Genomic DNA, 17,418 nt, shown 5'->3' with positions numbered 1-17,418 from the left:
GCCGGATCACTCGTAGAAAGCTGAGTACCTAGGTGGCAAAGTCGACCCCGGTCAAGAAAGCCTGGCGTTCGCTGACATGGCTCGGCGTCATCGTGGTGGTCCTCCTGGGCACCCTCACGGCCGGCGTCCTGTTCAGCAACGCGACGTGGCTGCCCAAGCTCGCGCTCGACCTCGAGGGCGGCACGCAGATCATCCTCGCGCCGCAGGTCGAGAACGGTCAGTCCGTGCAGCAGGAGCAGCTCGACCAGGCGGTCTCGATCATCCGTCAGCGCATCGACGCGTCGGGTGTGTCCGAGGCGCAGATCTCCACCGAAGGCTCGCGCAACATCGTGGTGTCGCTGCCCGGCACGCCGGACCAGGCGACGCTCGACCGTGTGAAGTCGAGCGCGCGCCTCGACTTCCGCCCGGTGCTCGTGGCCGGCGGCCCGACCAATGAGGTGGTCGGAGCCGACGGCAAGTCGACGCCGGCTCCGTCGCCGGCGCCGGGGCTCCAGTCCACGCCGTCCACGAAGCCCACCAACGGCAGCGACCTCGCCTGGGTGACGCCGAAGCTCCAGGCGGAGTTCGACGCCTACGACTGCAAGGCGAACGCCAACACGGCGACGAGTTCGGCACCGACCGATCAGCCGCTGATCACCTGCGACGACCAGAACCAGGTCAAGTACCTGCTCGGTCCGGTCGAGGTGAAGGGCCAGGACATCGCGGACGCGAGCGCCGGACTCGTGCAGAGCTCGCAGGGCGTGACCACCGGCCAGTGGGCGGTCAACATCGTCTTCAACGACGCCGGAACCAAGGAGTTCGCGGACGTGACGACTCGTCTCGTGGCCCTGCAAGGCGCTCAGAACCAGTTCGCGATCGTCCTCGACGGCAAGGTCATCTCCGCACCGACGACCCAGGCGGCGATCACCGACGGCAAGCCGCAGATCACCGGCAACTTCACCGAGACCACGTCGAAGGCACTCGCAGACCAGCTCAAGTTCGGCGCCCTGCCGTTCAGCTTCAAGGTGCAGAGCCAGGACACGATCTCGGCGACGCTGGGAACCTCGCAGCTGCTGAGCGGCCTGATCGCGGGTCTCATCGGCCTGATCCTGGTCGGCATCTACACCTTCTTCCAGTACCGCCTGCTCGGCTTGGTCACGATCTTCTCGCTCGTCGTCGCCGGCGTGCTCACCTGGCTGACGATCTCGCTGCTGTCGTGGCACTACGACTACCGGCTGTCTCTGGCAGGTGTGGCGGGTCTGATCGTCGCGATCGGATTCACAGCCGACTCGTTCATCGTCTACTTCGAACGCATCCGAGACGAGTTGCGCGACGGGCGCGGTCTCGAGTCCGCGGTCGAAGCGGGCTGGGGACGCGCTCGGCGCACCATCTACGCGTCGAAGGCCACGAACCTCCTCGCGGCTGTCGTGCTCTACGTGCTCGCGGCGGCCAACGTGCGCGGGTTCGCCTTCACGCTGGGGCTGACGACGATCATCGACGTCATCGTCGTGCTCCTGTTCACCCACCCCACTCTGCAGCTGCTGGCCCGCACGCGGTTCTTCAGTTCCGGTCACCCGCTCTCGGGTCTCGACCCGGAGGCGTTGGGCGCGGTGTACCGCGGCGCGGCGCAGTTCCGGGCGCCCACGGTCCCGGTTCCCGCCGGGACTGCCGCCCGCAGCAGCAAGGAGGCGGCGCGCCGCCAGACCATCGCCGAGCGCAAGGCGGCCGAGCTCGCCGGCGCGACGACGTCCTCGGATCGCTCGACCGAGGGGAAGGACTCCTGATGGCCAGTCGTCTGGTGAAATTCGGTAACGACCTCTACACCGGGGCGCGGTCGGTCGACTTCGTCGGCCGGCGCAAGATCTGGTACTCGATCGCGGCCGTCATGGTCGTGCTGTCGCTCCTCGTCCCCATCGTCAAGGGCGGGTTCAACTTCTCGATCGAGTTCCGCGGCGGATCCCAGTTCCAGATCAGCGACGTATCGAGCACCGACACGTCCAAGGCGCAGAGCGCCGTGGCGAGCGTCGTGCCGAGCGCGGTCTCGCACGTCAGCGTGGTCGGCGACAACGCCGTCCGCGTGCAGACGGACCAGCTGTCCGAGACGCAGACGCACGACGTGTCGGACGCGCTGGCGAAGGCCTACGGCGTCGACCCGTCCGAGGTCTCCGCCACGTTCATCGGTCCCTCGTGGGGTGCGGACGTGACGCAGCAGTCCATCCAGGGCCTCATCGTGTTCCTGCTGCTGGCCTTCATCGCGATGGCGCTGTACTTCCGGACCTGGAAGATGTCGGCTGCCGCGATCATCTCGCTGTTCCACGACCTCATCATCACCGCCGGTGTGTACGCACTGGTCGGGTTCGAGGTCTCGCCCGCGACGATGATCGGCTTCCTGACCATCCTCGGCTACTCGCTCTACGACACCGTCGTGGTGTTCGACAAGATCCGCGAGAACACCAAGGAGGAGCTGGAGCTCACCCGGCGGACCTTCCCCGAGGCGGTCAACCTCGCGGTCAACCAGACGCTCGTGCGGTCGATCAACACCGCCGTCGTCGCCGTGCTGCCGGTCGCGTCCATCCTGTTCATCGGCGCGTACGCCTTCGGTGCGGCGACCCTGCGCGACATCTCGCTCGCCCTGCTGATCGGCATCATCGTGGGTACGTACTCGACGATCTTCCTGGCCGCGCCGATGTACTCGCAGTTCCGCGAGGGCGAGGCCGCGATCAAGAAGCACGACCAGAAGGTGCGCTCGATCCGGCCGAAGGCCGCGATCAAGACCGACGTCGTCGCGACCGCTGCGGAGTAACCCCGACGCATGCCCGACGCCTCCGCACCTTCCGGCTTCCTGACCGAGGACGAGGTCTCCGCCGCGCGCGCCCGCGAGCTCGCCGATCAGGGTGCGGCCTGGCTGCTCGATGTCCGCGAGGGCTACGAGTGGGAGGCGGGGCATGCCCCTGGCGCGCACCACATCCCACTCGGCGAGCTGGGGGAGCGTCAGCACGAGCTGCCGGAGGACTGGCAGATCCTGGTGATCTGCCGCAGCGGCGCGCGTTCGCGGATGGTGACGGACGCCCTGAACGAGGCGAACTATCCGGCGGCCAACGTGGACGGCGGCATGGGCGCCTGGCAGGCTGGCGGCGGTCCCGTTCAGCGCGACGACGGTACGCCAGGAGCGATCGTCTAGTCCCGGCGGCGTTCACCGTGACAGAACGGTGTTCCCGAACGGTCATAATGGACGACAGGAGGCGCGCGAATGGTTGATACGACGACATCGCAGAGCGCCTCTCTGCGCCGTCTGGTGCCGCGCATCTTCTCGCGTGCACAGCCGACCGGCGCCATGGAGACGCTGATCCGTACGGTGCGCATGCATCACCCCAAAGCGGACCTCTCGCTCATCGAGCGCGCGTACGCCGTCGCCGAGCGAGCGCACAGCGGTCAGAAACGGCGCTCGGGGGAGCCGTACATCACGCACCCGGTCGCCGTGGCGCAGATCATCGCCGACCTGGGCATCGGTGCGAAGACGATCGCCGCCGCCCTGCTGCACGACACCGTCGAGGACACCGAGTACACCCTCGACGAACTGCGCGACCAGTTCGGCGACGAGATCGCCATGCTCGTCGACGGTGTCACCAAGCTCGACAAGGTCAAGTACGGTGACAGCGCGCAGGCGGAGACCGTGCGCAAGATGATCGTCGCGATGTCGAAAGACATCCGCGTGCTGATCATCAAGCTCGCCGACCGGCTGCACAACGCGCGCACGTGGGGCTTCGTACCCGCCGCGTCCGCCACCCGCAAGGCCACCGAGACCCTCGAGATCTACGCGCCGCTCGCCCACCGCCTGGGAATCCAGGCGATCAAGTGGGAGCTGGAGGACCTCTCGTTCGCGGTGCTCTACCCGAAGCTGTACGCCGAGATCGAGAGCCTCGTGAAGCAGCGGACGCCGGAGCGCGAGCGGCTCGTGCAACACGTCATCGACACCATCAACGACGACCTCAAGTCGGCGAAGATCCGTGGCAAGGTCGTCGGCCGCCCGAAGCAGTACTACTCGATTTACCAGAAGATGGTGGTGCGCGGGCGCGAGTTCGACGACATCTACGACCTCGTCGGTATCCGCGTGCTGGTGAACACCGTGCGCGACTGCTACGCCGTGCTCGGCCAGATCCACGCGCGCTGGACGCCGATGCCCGGCCGCTTCAAGGACTACATCGCCACCCCGAAGTTCAACCTGTACCAGTCGCTGCACACGACGGTCATCGGCCCGCAGGGCCGTCCGGTCGAGATCCAGATCCGCACGGAGGAGATGCACCAGCGGGCGGAGTTCGGTGTCGCTGCCCACTGGAAGTACAAGGAGCAGACGACCGGCAAGAGCTCCGGCGGCCCGGCCAAGGTCGACACGGATCTGGCGTGGCTCGCCCACATCTCCGACTGGCAGGCCGAGACGGCCGACCCGAGCGAGTTCCTCGACTCGCTCCGGTTCGAGATCGGGGCCAAAGAGGTCTACGTCTTCACGCCGAAGGGCCGAGTGATCGGGCTGCCCGCCGGTGCGACCCCGGTCGACTTCGCGTACGCCGTGCACACCGAGGTCGGCCACCGCACCATGGGCGCCAAGGTCAACGGGCGGCTCGTTCCGCTGGAGAGCACGCTGAACACCGGTGACGTCGTCGAGATCTTCACCTCGAAGAACCCCGACTCCGGCCCCAGCCAGGACTGGCTGAACTTCGTCAAGAGCCCGAGGGCGCGCAACAAGATCCGCCAGTGGTTCACCAAGGAACGCCGCGACGAGGCGATCGAGCAGGGCAAGGATGCGATCGCGCGCGCGATGCGCAAGCAGAACCTGCCGCTGCAGAAGCTGATGACACAGGATGCGCTCGTCGAGGTGGCCGCGTCGCTCAAGCACCCCGATGTCTCCGCGCTCTATGCGGCCGTCGGCGAGGGCCACATCTCGACCCAGTCCGTGATCGAGAAGATCGTGGCGTCGCTGCAGACCGAGGCGGAGTCTGACGGGGAGCTCGAGATCCCGGTCAAGGGCCGCCGACAGCTGCGCAACAGCGACTCGGGCGTGCTCGTGCGGGGTGCGCCGGACATCCTGGTCAAGCTCGCCAAGTGCTGCACGCCGGTTCCCGGCGACCCGATCGTCGGCTTCATCACGCGGGGCCAGGGCGTCTCCGTCCACCAGGCCAGCTGCCACAACGTGCAGTCGCTGCTGCAGGAGCCCGACCGCATGATCGAGGTCGAGTGGGCGCCGAGTTCGAAGAGCGTCTTCCTCGTGCAGATCCAGGTGGAGGCGCTGGACCGCTCGGGACTTCTCAGCGACGTGACCCGTGTGCTCTCCGAGCATCATGTGAACATCCTCTCCGCGACGGTCACCACCTCGAGCGACCGCCTCGCGCTGAGCCGGTTCGTCTTCGAGATGGGCGACACGACCCACCTCGACCGTGTGCTGAACGCCGTTCGCCGTATCGACGGCGTCTACGACGTGTACCGGGTCACCGGCGGCTGATTCAGGCATTCAGGCTGCCCGGTCGGCAGCCGGTGCCGGCAGGCGCGTGCGCGCCACCGTGGGCAGGCGGCTGCGGGCCAGCGCGCATCCCTTGCGCCGTCTGGACCGCAGCGCCGCGTCGAGCTGCGCCGGCGTCAGGTCGGCCAGAGCGAGCAGGTGCCGGATCTCCAGCGCCGACGCCGCGCCGAAGCCGGTGGGCACGCTCAGCAGATCGATGGCGGTGCGAAGCGGCGTGGTGAGCCTGATCGACCCGACCGACATCACCTCGTCCGTGTGAAGAGAGCGGTGCCAGGCATCGAGGCCGGCTGCTCCGAGGCCGCCCCGATGGTGGGGCGGGATGCAGACCTGGGGGAGCGGCGGCATCATCGCCCGGGTGCCGTGCACCCAGGCGGCGGTGCCCCGGTCGGCGATCGCCCAGCCGGGGATCGTCGAGCCGAGAGCCAGCGCCCGCAGCTCCGGCCTGTCCGGCTCGCCGGACGGGGCGAACGCGTCGCCCACGCGGTAGAGGTGGCCGTCCAGACACAGGGACAGCAGCTCGGGCAGCGGAAGGACGCTCGAGTCGAGCAGGGGAGGCGTGATCGTGGTCATGACCCCAGCCTCACCGAACCGTCGGCGCGGCCGGATCGCTCCCGGAGATCGGGGGAGAAGTCGTCACGCCCTCGGGGTGTGGACGACTGCCGAACGGGTCAGCCCAGCGCGTCCAGCCAGATCTTGCGCGCGTCGAGCGCCTCCTGAGCGGCCTTCACCTTCGCGCTGTCCCCGGACGCCTGCGCGTCCGCGAGTTCCTGCTCGAGCTTGGCGATGGCCGCGTTGAGCTGGCTCGCGAGCCCCTCCGAGCGCGCCTTCTTCTCCGGGTCGTTCTTCTCCCAGTGCTCCTCGTCGAGCCGGCGCACGGCCGCTTCGACGCGGCGCAGCCGGTCCTCGATGGGCCGGACCTGCTCGCGCGGCACGCGACCGATCTGGTCCCAGCGCTCCTGGATCGAGAGCAGTGCCGCACGGGCGGACTCGCGGTCCGTCGCCTTGAGCAGCGGCTCCGCCTCGTCGAGGAGGGCCAGCTTGGCCTGCAGGTTGGCCTCGTACTCCTCGCTGTCGCGGGCATCCACCTCGGCCTTGGCGGAGTAGATGGCGTCGCCGGCCGCCTTGAAGCGGGCCCACAGCGCGTCGTCGTTCTTCTTGCCCGCGCGGCCGGCCGCCTTCCACTGGTCGAGGAGGCGGCGGTACTCGGGCACCCCGTCGGCGCCGAGCGGGATGAGCTTCTCGGCCTGCTCGATCAGGGCGTTCTTGCGGTTGCGCACGTCACGGTGCTGCGTGTCGAGCTCGGCGAAGAACGCCTTGCGGTTGTGCTCGATGGTGGAGCGTGCGGCGCGGAACCGCTTCCACAGCTCGTTCGCCTCGTTCTTCGGAAGGCGGGGACCGTCGTGCTGGTGCGTCTGCCACCGCTGGAAGAGCGCGTCGAGCGCCGTGCTGGTGGACTTCCACTGCGTGCGGGCCGGATCCTGCGCGGCCAGCGCCTCCGCCTCCTCCACGATGGCGGTGCGCTCGGCGATCGCCTCTTCGAGGGCGGCCTTCGCCTCGGCGCTCTGCTGCTCGGTGAGCTCTTCGACCGTGCCGCCCAGGGCATCCAGTCGCTTCAGCAGCGAGGCGAGGTCGCCCACCGCGTTCGCGCCCTCGACCGAGGAGCGGAGATTGGCGACCGACTTCGCCACGTCGGCGGCCGGCGCGCCGCGCCGGGCGCGCTGTTCCAGCAGGCCGACCTGGCCGGCGAGATCGTTGTACTTGCGCTCGAAGTACGCGAGCGCTTCCTCGGCGGAACCGTCCGGGTACTCGCCGACGACACGCTCGCCGTCGCCCTCGCGGACGTACACGGTGCCGGTCTCGTCGACACGTCCCCAGGGGTGCTGTTCAGAAGTAGCCAAGAGCCTCACCTTGCTGCTGCGCGTTACGGGCGGGATGCCGCCCCACGTTTGGGAATCAGCCTATTGCACGTGCTGGGATCACTGCAGGCTGAAGCTGTCGATGGTGGTCGCGACCACGGGCTTGCCGTCGGTCCCGCCGCCCTGAACGCCCTTGTCGGTCACTTGCGTCTTCAGCTGGTCGAGTCCGGAGGTGACCTGGCCGATCACGGTGTAGCCGCCCGCCTGGTCGGCCGGGATGGTCGTGTCCTCGTAGACGATGAAGAACTGGCTGCCCTGGCTCGAGGCGTCGTTGCTCTGCCTCGCCATGGCGATGGTGCCGGCCTTGTAGACGTCGTCGGACGGCGCGTTCTCGATCGGGCCGTAGGAGTAGCCGGGACCGCCGCTGCCGTCACCCTTCGGGTCGCCGCACTGCAGCACGTAGAAGCCGCCGTCGGTGAGCCGGTGGCACGTCAGACCGTCGTAGAACTTCTTCTGGACGAGGGAGACGGTGGATGACACCGCCTGCGGTGCGGCCTTGCCGTCGAGGGAGACTCCGAGCGGGATGCCGTTGATCGTCATCGTCCCGGTCCACGTGCGGTCCTCGGCGAGGGTCTTCGGCGGCACACCGGCGGCCGACGCCGACGCCGACGCCGACGCCGACGGCGACGCCGATGAGGACGCCTTCGCGGCACCGGGGCCGGCGGAGAAGTAGAGGAGCTGCGTTCCGACCGCGAGGGCCACGATGACGACGGCCGCGATTCCGGCCACCCAGTTGTCACGCCTGCGGCGCTTGACCCTGTGCTCGTGGACGGTCTGGCGTGCCTGGTACGCGCGGAGGCGTTCCCGCGCCTGTCGCGCTTCGCGGTCGTTCTGCTTCGGTGCCACGTGTGTCCTCCGGCGGTCCGTACGGGGGATGTCCGCGAGGCGTCGCCCGCTGGATCATGGAGAACCTTATCCGTCGCCGCTATGCACGGCCAACTCGCCGTTCCCAGGATTCCGACGCTCACAGCGGGAGTGTCGGTGGCCGCGACTACGCTTGTCGGGTGGTCGACGTGCAACCTGGGCTCCGGACGGGAGCGACTCCGCTCGCGGTGCGGATGCGCCCCAAGTCGCTCGACGAGGTCGCCGGCCAGCGCCACCTGCTGAAGCCGGGGTCGCCGCTCGTCGCCCTGGCCTCCGACAAGGAGGGGCAGTCGGGCTCGGTCTCCGTGATCCTCTGGGGTCCTCCCGGCACCGGCAAGACCACGCTGGCGCAGGCGATCGCGCATTCGTCGGGCCGCCGGTTCGTCGAGCTCTCCGCCGTGACGGCCGGAGTGAAGGATGTGCGGCTCGTGATGGACGAGGCCCTCTCGACCCGCGATCTGTACGGCGTCTCGACGGTGCTGTTCCTCGACGAGATCCACCGCTTCACCAAGGCGCAGCAGGATGCGCTGCTCCCGGGCGTCGAGAACGGGTGGGTCATCCTGGTCGCGGCCACGACCGAGAACCCGTCGTTCTCCGTGATCTCGCCGCTGCTCTCGCGCAGCCTGCTGCTGACGCTGGAGACGCTGAGCGACGACGACCTGGGCGTGGTGATCGACCGCGCCGTCGCCGACGAGCGCGGCCTCGGCGGGCAGTACACGCTCGACCCCGAGGCGCGCGCGGCGCTGATCCGGCTGGCGTCGGGTGACGCCCGCCGGGCCCTGACCGCACTCGAGGCGGCATCCGTCACCGCGGCGTCGTCCACGCCCGCCACCTCGAAGAAGAAGCCGGTGATCACGGCCGAACTGGTCGCGCAGGCGGTGGATCGCGCGCTGTTGCGCTACGACCGCAACGGGGACGAGCACTACGACGTGATCAGCGCGTTCATCAAGTCGGTGCGCGGCTCCGACGTGGATGCGTCGCTCCACTACCTCGCCCGCATGATCGAGGCGGGGGAGGACCCGCGGTTCATCGCCCGGCGCATCATCGTGCTGGCCTCCGAAGACATCGGCATGGCCGACCCGCACGCGCTCGGCGTGGCCGTCGCCGCGGCCGACGCCGTGCAGTACATCGGGATGCCGGAGGGACGCATCCCCCTGGCCCAGGCGGTCGTGCACCTGGCGACCGCGCCGAAGTCGAACGCCGCCTACATGGCGCTCGATGCGGCGATCGCGGATGTGCGCGCCGGGAAGATCGGGCGGGTGCCCAAGCACCTGCGCGACGCGCACTACCCGGGTGCCAAGCGCCTGGGCCACGGGAAGGGCTACAAGTACCCGCACGACGACGCCCTCGGAGTGCTCGAGCAGCAGTACCTCCCCGACGAACTGCAGGGCACGACGTATTACACGCCGACCGAGCACGGCAACGAGCGCGACGTCTCCGCGCGCCTCGCCAAGCTGCGCCGCATCGTGCGCGGGCGCTGACCGCGATCTGTTAGACTTTCTGCGCCTAGAAGCGTGTCCGAGGTGCGGCTGCCGCAGACACGACTCGACGGGAACGGCCCTGTAGCCGGGCTTCCCTGGCGACAATCCCTCTCTCTGCGGGGCACTGTGCCTATGAACAGCGCGTGTGCGCCCGCATCCATTACTTCAGAGAGAAAACCGAAAGGAAACCGTGTCTTCACGTTCCCGCAGCAAGACCCGCGAGTCGCGGGCCCTGGGCATCCCGCTTACCCCGAAGGCGGCGCGCTACATGGAGAAGCGCCCCTACGCTCCGGGTGAGCACGGCCGCACCAAGCGCAAGGCCGACTCCGACTACGCGGTGCGTCTGCGCGAGAAGCAGCGCCTGCGCGCCCAGTACGGCATCCGCGAGAAGCAGCTCCGCATCGCCTTCGAGGAGGCCCGTCGCACCCAGGGCCTGACCGGTGAGAACCTGGTCGAGCTCCTCGAGATGCGTCTCGACGCCCTCGTGCTGCGCGCCGGCTTCGCCCGCACCATCACGCAGGCCCGCCAGTTCGTCGTGCACCGCCACATCCTCGTCGACGGCAAGATCGTCGACCGCCCGTCGTTCCGCGTGAAGCCGGGTCAGCTCATCCACGTCAAGGCCCGCTCCGAGGGCACCGAGCCCTTCCAGGTCGCGGCTGCCGGCGGTCACCTGGACGTGCTGCCGAAGACCCCGGGCTACCTGGACGTCGAGATCGACAAGCTGCAGGCCCGCCTGGAGCGTCGCCCCAAGCGCGCCGAGGTCCCCGTGACCTGCGAGGTCCAGCTGGTCGTCGAGTACTACGCGGCTCGCTGACACGCGAGACGCCGGCGTTCGGCGTCAACGCTCCCGGAACGGGGTCGCGGCATCACGCCGCGGCCCCGTTCCGCGTTCCCGGCGGCGCCGCATGCGGCTACGCTTGAGCGGTATGCCCGTGGCGGAATGGAAGGAGTCCCCGTGTCCGGTGGAGACATCGCAGGCCTGATCGCGGCCGTCGTGTTCGCGGTCCTGGTCGGCTTCATCACCATCCCGCTGATCAAGCTCGGGCGCGTGCTCGACTCGACCCGGGACGCCATCAAGGAGGCGAGCGACGGCATCACGCCGATCCTCGACGAGACGGCGACCACTCTGCAGGAGACCAACAAGCAGCTGGCACGGGTGGATGTGATCACCAAGAACGTCGCTGATGTCACCGGCAACGTGTCGGCGCTCGTGGCACTGTTCGCCGCGACCGTCGGCGGTCCGCTGATCAAACTGGCCGGATTCAGCGCCGCCGCGCGGGCCGCGTTCAAGGCGGCCGGAGGCTTCGCCTCGCGCGACTCCTCCACGGGCGCCGGCTCCTCCACCGGTTCGTCCCGCTCCCGGAGACGTCGCACCGACTCCCACTAGACTTGGGTACCGTGCGCCGGGGCTCGCCGCGGCGGCATCCAGAGAGGGAGGATCAAGCATGAAGAGTTTCCTGTGGCTGCTCGTCGGGGTCGCCATCGGCTTCGCCGTCGCCCACAAGGTCAACGAGACCGCCAAGGGTCGCGAATTCTTCAGCAACATCGACCAGAAGGCGCGTGATTTCGGCGAGGCCGTCTCCGACGGCTACCGCCAGCGCGAGGCCGAGATCCGCTCGGCCATCCAGGGCGACTGACGCCCCTTCTCCCACCTCGCAGACCTCGATCGACCGGAACCCATGCAGACCGCTGAAATCCACCGCCGCTGGCTCGACTTCTTCGCGCAGCGCGGCCACACCGTCGTCCCCTCCGCCTCCCTGGTCAGCGACGACCCGTCGCTGCTGTTCACGGTGGCCGGGATGGTGCCCTTCGTGCCGTACCTGACCGGCGTCGTGCCCGCGCCGTTCCCGCGCGCCACCAGCGTGCAGAAGTGCATCCGCACGCTCGACATCGACGAGGTCGGCAAGACGCCGCGTCACGGCACGTTCTTTCAGATGGCCGGCAACTTCTCGTTCGGCGACTACTTCAAGGAGCAGGCCATCACGTTCGCGTGGGAGCTGCTCACCACCTCCGAGGAGGAGGGCGGCCTCGGCTTCGACCCGAAGGACCTGTGGGTCACGGTCTACGAGGAGGACGACGAGGCGCGCGAGATCTGGACCCGCGTCTCGACCCTCCCGCCGGAGCGCATCCAGGGCCTCGGCAAGGACACGAACTACTGGTCGACCGGTCAGCCCGGCCCCGCGGGTCCGTGCTCCGAGATCTTCTTCGACCGCGGCCCGGCCTACGGCGCCGACGGGGGACCGGCGACGGACGACGACCGTTACGTCGAGATCTGGAATCTCGTCTTCATGCAGTACCTGCGTGGTGAGGGCGACGGCAAGAAGGACTTCGAGATCCTCGGCGACCTGCCCAAGAAGAACATCGACACCGGCCTGGGGCTCGAGCGCGTCGCGTTCATCAAGCAAGGCGTCGACAACATGTACGAGATCGACCAGGTGCGGCCGGTGCTCGACCGTGCGGCCGAGCTCGCCGAGAAGCCGTACGGCAACGAGGCGCACGAGGACGACGTGCGGCTGCGCGTCGTCGCCGACCACGTCCGCAGCGCGCTCATGCTGATGGCCGACGGCGTGACCCCGTCGAACGAGGGCCGCGGCTATGTGCTGCGGCGGCTGCTGCGCCGCACGGTGCGCGCGATGCGCCTGCTGGGCGTCGAGACCGCCACGTTCCCGGAGCTCTTCCCGGTGTCGCGCGACGCCATGAAGGCGGCGTACCCGGAGGTCGCGACCGAATTCGACCGCATCTCCCAGCTTGCGTATGCCGAGGAGGAGACGTTCCTGCGCACGCTGGCGGCGGGCACGAGCATCCTGGACACGGCGGTCGCGACAACGCAGAAGGAGGGGCGGAAGCAGCTCGCGGGCGACACCGCCTTCCTGCTGCACGACACCTACGGCTTCCCGATCGACCTCACGCTCGAGATGGCGGAGGAGGCCGGCCTCAGCGTCGACCGCACCGCGTTCGACACCCTGATGGCCGACCAGCGCGCCCGCGCGAAGGCGGATGCGAAGGCGAAGAAGACGGCGCTGGCCGACCTCTCCGTCTACAGCGCCTTCCGTTCGCTGGGCGAGACCGTGTTCACCGGCTACACCGAGCTCGAGACGGAGTCGAGCGTGCTCGGCCTGATCGTCGACGGCCGTTCGGTCGACCGTGCCCGCGAGGGCCAGGTGGCGGAGATCATCCTCGGCGCCACCGCGCTCTACGCGGAGTCCGGCGGTCAGGACGCGGACGCGGGCAGCATCGTCGGCCCGGGCTACGAACTCGACGTGCTCGACGTGCAGAAGCCCGTCAAGGGCCTGATCAGCCACAAGGTGCTGGTGCGCAGCGGCGAGGTGGGCGTCGGCGCGCCGACGACGAGCATCGTGGATGCGGACTACCGCCGCGGGGCGCGACAGGCGCACTCCGGCACCCACATCATCCACGCGGCACTGCGTCAGGTGCTCGGCCCCAACGCGCACCAGTCCGGCTCCTACAACAAGGCCGGCTACCTGCGCCTCGACTTCTCGTGGAACCAGGCGCTCTCGGCCGAGACCCGCAGCGAGATCGAGGAGATCTCGAACAACGCGGTCCGCCAGAACCTCGAGGTCACGACGCGCGAGCTGCCACTCGCCGAGGCCAAGGCGCTCGGCGCGATGGCGCTGTTCGGCGAGAAATACGGCGACGTCGTCCGCGTGGTCGACATCGGCGGCCCCTGGTCGCGCGAGCTGTGCGCAGGCACGCACGTCGCGACGAGCTCCGAGATCGGCATGATCAACCTGGTGAGCGAGTCGTCGGTCGGTTCGACCAACCGTCGCGTCGAGTCCCTCGTCGGCCTCGAGGCCTTCAAAGACCTGGCGGTCGAACGCACGATCGTGTCGCAGCTGTCGAGCTCGCTGAAGACGCCGCGCGAGCAGCTGCCGGAGAAGATCGCCGACCTCATGGCGAACCTCAAGGCGGCCGAGAAGCGCATCCAGGCGTTCGAAGCCCGCGCGGTGCTCGACAAGGTGCCCGGGCTGCTCGACGCCGCGACCCGCCGCGGCGCGGTGACGGTCGTGGCCGAGGACGCCGGCACGCTGAACACCCCCGACGACCTGCGCCTGCTCGCGACCACGGTCCGCGAGCGGCTCGGGTCCGACCCGGCGGCGGTCGCGCTGGCCGCGCGCGCGGGCGGCAAGCCCGTCGTCATCGTGGCCACGAACCAGGCGGCACGCGACGCCGGTGTCAACGCGGGCGCTCTCGCGAAGACCGCGGCAGGCGTGCTCGGCGGTGGCGGCGGCGGCAAGGCCGACCTCGCGCAGGGCGGCGGCACGGATGCCGAAGCGATCCCGGCGGCGCTGACTGCGGTCGTGTCGGCGATCGGATAGTCCCGTGCGCAGCGGGGTGCGGCTGGGCATCGACGTCGGCAAGGTGCGGATCGGCGTGAGCCGGTCCGACCTGCACGGCATGCTGGCCACGCCGGTCGAGACGGTCGCGCGCTCCGAGGATTCTGCGGATCGCCGCCGCATCGCGGAGATCGTGAGCGAACTCGGAGCGTTCGAGGTTATCGTCGGACTGCCGTTGGCGCTCTCGGGCGCGCACACCGCCTCCACGGCGGACGCGATCGGTTTCGCCGAGGCGCTGGCCGCCGAGGCCGGCGTCCCGGTCCGGCTGGTCGACGAGCGCCTCACGACCGTGTCGGCGGCCTCGGCGCTGCGGGCGTCGGGCAGGAACGCGAAGAAGGCGCGTCCGGTCGTCGATCAGGTGGCGGCCACGATAATTTTGCAGCACGCCCTCGATGCGGAACGGGCCACGGGCCGTCCGCCGGGTGACCCCGTCGAAACGAGCATTGGACAGTAGCGTGTCTCAGAACCCCGAGCAGCGGCCGGAGCCGCCCGTGTTCCCGGCGGTGAATCGTCGCCCGGTGCCGCCTCAGGAGCAGCGGCCGGCGGGCGGCGACCAGCAGCAGCCGCAGGACGCGGCGCCGCAGGGTCAGCCGGGCGCGGACCGCCCGCCGATGACCCGCCGAGAGGCCCGGGCCGCCCGCGAGGCGGCCGAGAAGCAGTCGCTGCGCCAGCCGATCTCGTCGCCGACGCCGACGCAGGAGTCCCCGTCCGACCTCGCAGCCCTCGCGGGTCTCGACTTCGATGCGGTGATCACGGGCCCGATCGCGCAGGTGGACGAGCCCGCGCCGGTCGGCGCGGCCGCCCGGCATGAGGCGGAGGACCCGTCCTCGCATCACGATCATCCTGCGCGTACTGTGTTCGGCGTGCTGGAGGACACCGAAGACGAGTCCGTCCACGAGGGGCACCCCCTCGTCTGGCGGCAGCAGAACTACCTGTCGCACGACGAGCCCCCGAAGAAGCGCCGCTGGGTCAAGCGCCTCATCGTCACCATCGTCGTGCTCGGCATCCTGGGCGGAATGGCGGGCGGGGCGTATGCGATCTTCGAGCCCCAGATCGCCAAGGTCCACGACGCGCTGTTCCCGCCCGCCAACGACTACAGCGGCAGCGGCACCGGCGAGGTGATGTTCACCATCAAGTCGGGCGACGACGGCTCCACCATCTCGAACAACCTCGCCAAGGCGGGTGTCGTGAAGACGTACGACGCCTTCTACTCCCTGCTGCTCCGGCAGAAGCCGGAGGCGCAGTTCCAGCCCGGCGTGTTCAAGCTCGCCAAGAAGATGAGTGCGGCGGCCGCGCTCGCCTCGCTGCAGGACCCCTCGTCGCGCGTGGAGAACACCGCCGTGATCCCGGAAGGGACGGCTGAGAAGGACGTCCTGCAGACGGTGGCCGACGCGACGAAGATCCCGTTGGCCGACCTGCAGGCGGCGGCAGCGAACCCGGCGGCGTACGGTCTGCCCGGACAGGCGAAGTCCCTCGAGGGCTTCCTGTTCCCGGCGACGTACACCTTCCCGCCGGGAACGACGGCGCAGGTTGCGATCAAGACGATGGTCGACCGGATGTTCCAGGCGCTCGACGAGGCGGGCGTCGCTCCCGCGAACCGGTGGAACACCGTCGTCCTCGCGTCCGTCGTGCAGCGCGAGGCCGGCCTCAGGGACGACTACCCGAAGGTGGCGCGCGTCTTCCTCAACCGCCTGGCGCAGGGCTGGGACCTCCAGTCCGACGCGACCGTCGCGTACGGCACCGGGCACACCGACCGGGTCGAGACGACGGACGCCGAGCGCGCCGATGCGAACAACCCGTACAACACCTACGTGCACCCCGGCCTGCCGGTCGGTCCGATCTCGAACCCCGGCGACCTGGCGATCAACGCAGTCCAGCATCCCGCCGACGGCACCTGGATGTATTTCGTCACCTGGAACCTCCAGACCGGCGAGACGATCTTCTCCACCACGCAGGCGGAGCACGACGCCGCGGTCGAGAAATGGCAGCAGTGGATGAAGGACAACCCCGGCTATGAGTAAGCGTCAGGGCGACGACGAGACGACCGACGCGGCCGTGGAGGACGGCGTCTCCGAGGCGTCGGCGGAGGCGTCGATCGCGGAGCTCGTCGAGCGGGAGCGCGAGCTCGAAGCCGAGGAGGCCGCGGTCGCCGAGGCCGAGGAGGCGGCGGAGCGCGAGGAGCCGGCGGACGAGTCCGAGGATCCCGCCGAGTCCGAGGGTCCCGCCGAGTCCGAGGATCCGGCCGAGTCCGAGGATCCGGCCGAGCCGGAGGCTCCCGCGGAGATCGAGGACGCCGGCGAGCCGGCAGCCCTCGGAGCGGAGAATAAGCCGGCCAAACAGCCCGCGAAGGCGACGCCCAAGAAGGCGTCCTCCGCCAAGCCCGCCGCGAAGAAGGCGCCGAGCCGGCGTCTGGCGGTGCTCGGCTCGCCCATCGGCCACTCCCGCTCGCCCGAGCTGCACCGCGCCGCCTACGACGCCCTCGGGCTCGACTGGTCGTATGAGGCGGTCGACGTGACCGAGGAGGCTCTGCCCGGCTTCATCGGCGGTCTGGGGCCCGAATGGCGCGGACTGTCCCTCACCATGCCGCTGAAGAAGGCCGTGCTCCCGCTGCTGAGCGAGACGGACCGGATCAGCGACCGGACCGGCGGCGCGAACACCGTGCTGCTCGACGGCGACGAGCTTCGCGGGTTCAACACCGACGTGCCCGGCATCGTGCGCGCCCTGCAGGCCGCCGGGCTCGAGCAGGCCCGCTACGTCCACATCCTGGGCGGAGGCGCGACCGCCGCGTCGGCACTGGTGGCCGCCGCCGACCTCGGAGCGGAACGCGTCGACGTGCACGTCCGCGACCTCGCACGCAGCGCGTGGATCGAGCCGCTGGCCTCCGACCTGGGACTTCGGGTGCGCATCCGCCCGTTCTCGCAGGCCGACCGGTCGCTCGACGTCCCGGGACTCGTGATCAGCACCCTCCCGGGAGGGACGGTGACGGAGGCCGTCTACACGGACTCCACCCGCCGTCGTTCGATGCTGTTCGACGTCGCGTACGAGCCGTGGCCAACACCGCTCGCGCGCCAGTGGGAGTCGGTCGGCGGGCGCGTGGTGTCGGGGCTGGCAATGCTCGCCCATCAGGCGCTGCTGCAGGTGCGCATCTTCGTCTCGGGCGACCCGCTGCAGCCGCTGCAGGACGAGGCCGAGGTGCTCGCTGCGATGCTCGACGCCGTCGGGATCGACGAGCAGGGCGCGCCGCTGGAGGAGTGATCTCGGCATCAGTGCGCAGGGGCTCCTTCCGTTACCTCGGTCGCAGGCTCCCT

The 17,418-nt window shown here is 69.5% G+C and carries 15 protein-coding genes; 12 read left to right on the top strand and 3 right to left on the bottom strand.

From position 1 onward, the window contains the following. Window positions 1-32: 32 nt before the first annotated feature. The 4 genes from secD (at window position 33) to ACR9Y5_RS10970 (ending at window position 5,476) form a co-directional block, all read left to right on the top strand. Window positions 33-1,763, top strand: coding sequence for a protein translocase subunit SecD (gene secD / locus ACR9Y5_RS10985; protein ID WP_481297986.1), 1,731 nt, complete (start codon window positions 33-35; stop codon window positions 1,761-1,763). Further along, on the top strand, window positions 1,763-2,782 hold the full coding sequence (secF, locus tag ACR9Y5_RS10980) for a protein translocase subunit SecF (protein ID WP_481297985.1): 1,020 nt from the start codon (window positions 1,763-1,765) through the stop codon (window positions 2,780-2,782). Before secD ends, secF begins: the two co-directional genes overlap by 1 nt. Window positions 2,783-2,791: 9 nt before the next feature. Next, window positions 2,792-3,160, top strand: a complete 369-nt coding sequence (locus ACR9Y5_RS10975) for a rhodanese-like domain-containing protein (protein WP_481297984.1) — start codon at window positions 2,792-2,794, stop codon at window positions 3,158-3,160. A 69-nt stretch (window positions 3,161-3,229) separates the two neighbouring features. Further along, a complete protein-coding gene (locus tag ACR9Y5_RS10970) occupies window positions 3,230-5,476 on the top strand; it encodes a RelA/SpoT family protein (protein WP_481297983.1) in 2,247 nt (748 codons plus the stop codon). A gap of 9 nt (window positions 5,477-5,485) precedes the next feature. On the opposite strand, the gene ACR9Y5_RS10965 is transcribed toward ACR9Y5_RS10970, so the two are convergent. From ACR9Y5_RS10965 to ACR9Y5_RS10955, 3 genes are all read right to left on the bottom strand, one after another. Next, entirely contained in the window at window positions 5,486-6,064 is a 579-nt protein-coding gene (locus ACR9Y5_RS10965; protein ID WP_481297982.1) for a type IV toxin-antitoxin system AbiEi family antitoxin, read from the bottom strand. Between the two features lie 98 nt (window positions 6,065-6,162). After that, window positions 6,163-7,341 (bottom strand): DUF349 domain-containing protein, encoded by a 1,179-nt coding sequence (locus ACR9Y5_RS10960; RefSeq protein ID WP_481299560.1) that lies wholly within the window; start codon window positions 7,339-7,341, stop codon window positions 6,163-6,165. A 129-nt stretch (window positions 7,342-7,470) separates the two neighbouring features. Then, window positions 7,471-8,256 carry a peptidylprolyl isomerase gene (locus ACR9Y5_RS10955; RefSeq protein ID WP_481297981.1) on the bottom strand — a complete coding sequence of 262 codons (786 nt, stop codon included), beginning with the start codon at window positions 8,254-8,256 and terminating at the stop codon, window positions 7,471-7,473. A gap of 158 nt (window positions 8,257-8,414) precedes the next feature. On the opposite strand from ACR9Y5_RS10955, the gene ACR9Y5_RS10950 reads away from it, so the two are divergent. The 8 genes from ACR9Y5_RS10950 to ACR9Y5_RS10915 all read left to right on the top strand — a co-directional run bounded on the left by ACR9Y5_RS10950 (window position 8,415) and on the right by ACR9Y5_RS10915 (window position 17,365). After that, complete coding sequence (locus tag ACR9Y5_RS10950) at window positions 8,415-9,755, top strand: replication-associated recombination protein A (protein ID WP_481297980.1); 1,341 nt, start codon at window positions 8,415-8,417, stop codon at window positions 9,753-9,755. Window positions 9,756-9,945: 190 nt separating this feature from the next. Further along, window positions 9,946-10,569: a 30S ribosomal protein S4 gene (gene rpsD / locus ACR9Y5_RS10945; RefSeq protein ID WP_481297979.1), complete on the top strand. Its 624-nt coding sequence runs from the start codon at window positions 9,946-9,948 to the stop codon at window positions 10,567-10,569. Window positions 10,570-10,710: 141 nt separating this feature from the next. Further along, window positions 10,711-11,142, top strand: coding sequence for a DUF948 domain-containing protein (locus ACR9Y5_RS10940; RefSeq protein WP_481297978.1), 432 nt, complete (start codon window positions 10,711-10,713; stop codon window positions 11,140-11,142). Window positions 11,143-11,200: 58 nt separating this feature from the next. Beyond that, window positions 11,201-11,392 (top strand): hypothetical protein, encoded by a 192-nt coding sequence (locus ACR9Y5_RS10935; RefSeq protein ID WP_310129598.1) that lies wholly within the window; start codon window positions 11,201-11,203, stop codon window positions 11,390-11,392. Between the two features lie 42 nt (window positions 11,393-11,434). Further along, complete coding sequence (gene alaS / locus ACR9Y5_RS10930; RefSeq protein WP_481297977.1) at window positions 11,435-14,092, top strand: alanine--tRNA ligase; 2,658 nt, start codon at window positions 11,435-11,437, stop codon at window positions 14,090-14,092. A gap of 4 nt (window positions 14,093-14,096) precedes the next feature. After that, complete coding sequence (ruvX, locus tag ACR9Y5_RS10925) at window positions 14,097-14,564, top strand: Holliday junction resolvase RuvX (RefSeq protein ID WP_481297976.1); 468 nt, start codon at window positions 14,097-14,099, stop codon at window positions 14,562-14,564. Between the two features lies 1 nt (window position 14,565). After that, on the top strand, window positions 14,566-16,131 hold the full coding sequence (mltG, locus tag ACR9Y5_RS10920; protein WP_481297975.1) for an endolytic transglycosylase MltG: 1,566 nt from the start codon (window positions 14,566-14,568) through the stop codon (window positions 16,129-16,131). Continuing rightward, entirely contained in the window at window positions 16,124-17,365 is a 1,242-nt protein-coding gene (locus ACR9Y5_RS10915; protein ID WP_481297974.1) for a shikimate dehydrogenase, read from the top strand. The genes mltG and ACR9Y5_RS10915 overlap by 8 nt, the downstream gene beginning before the upstream one ends. Window positions 17,366-17,418 lie beyond the last annotated feature (53 nt).

The organism is Leifsonia sp. KNZ13-11D (genome assembly GCF_056754895.1).
This window is presented reverse-complemented; position numbering and strand designations above follow the sequence as displayed.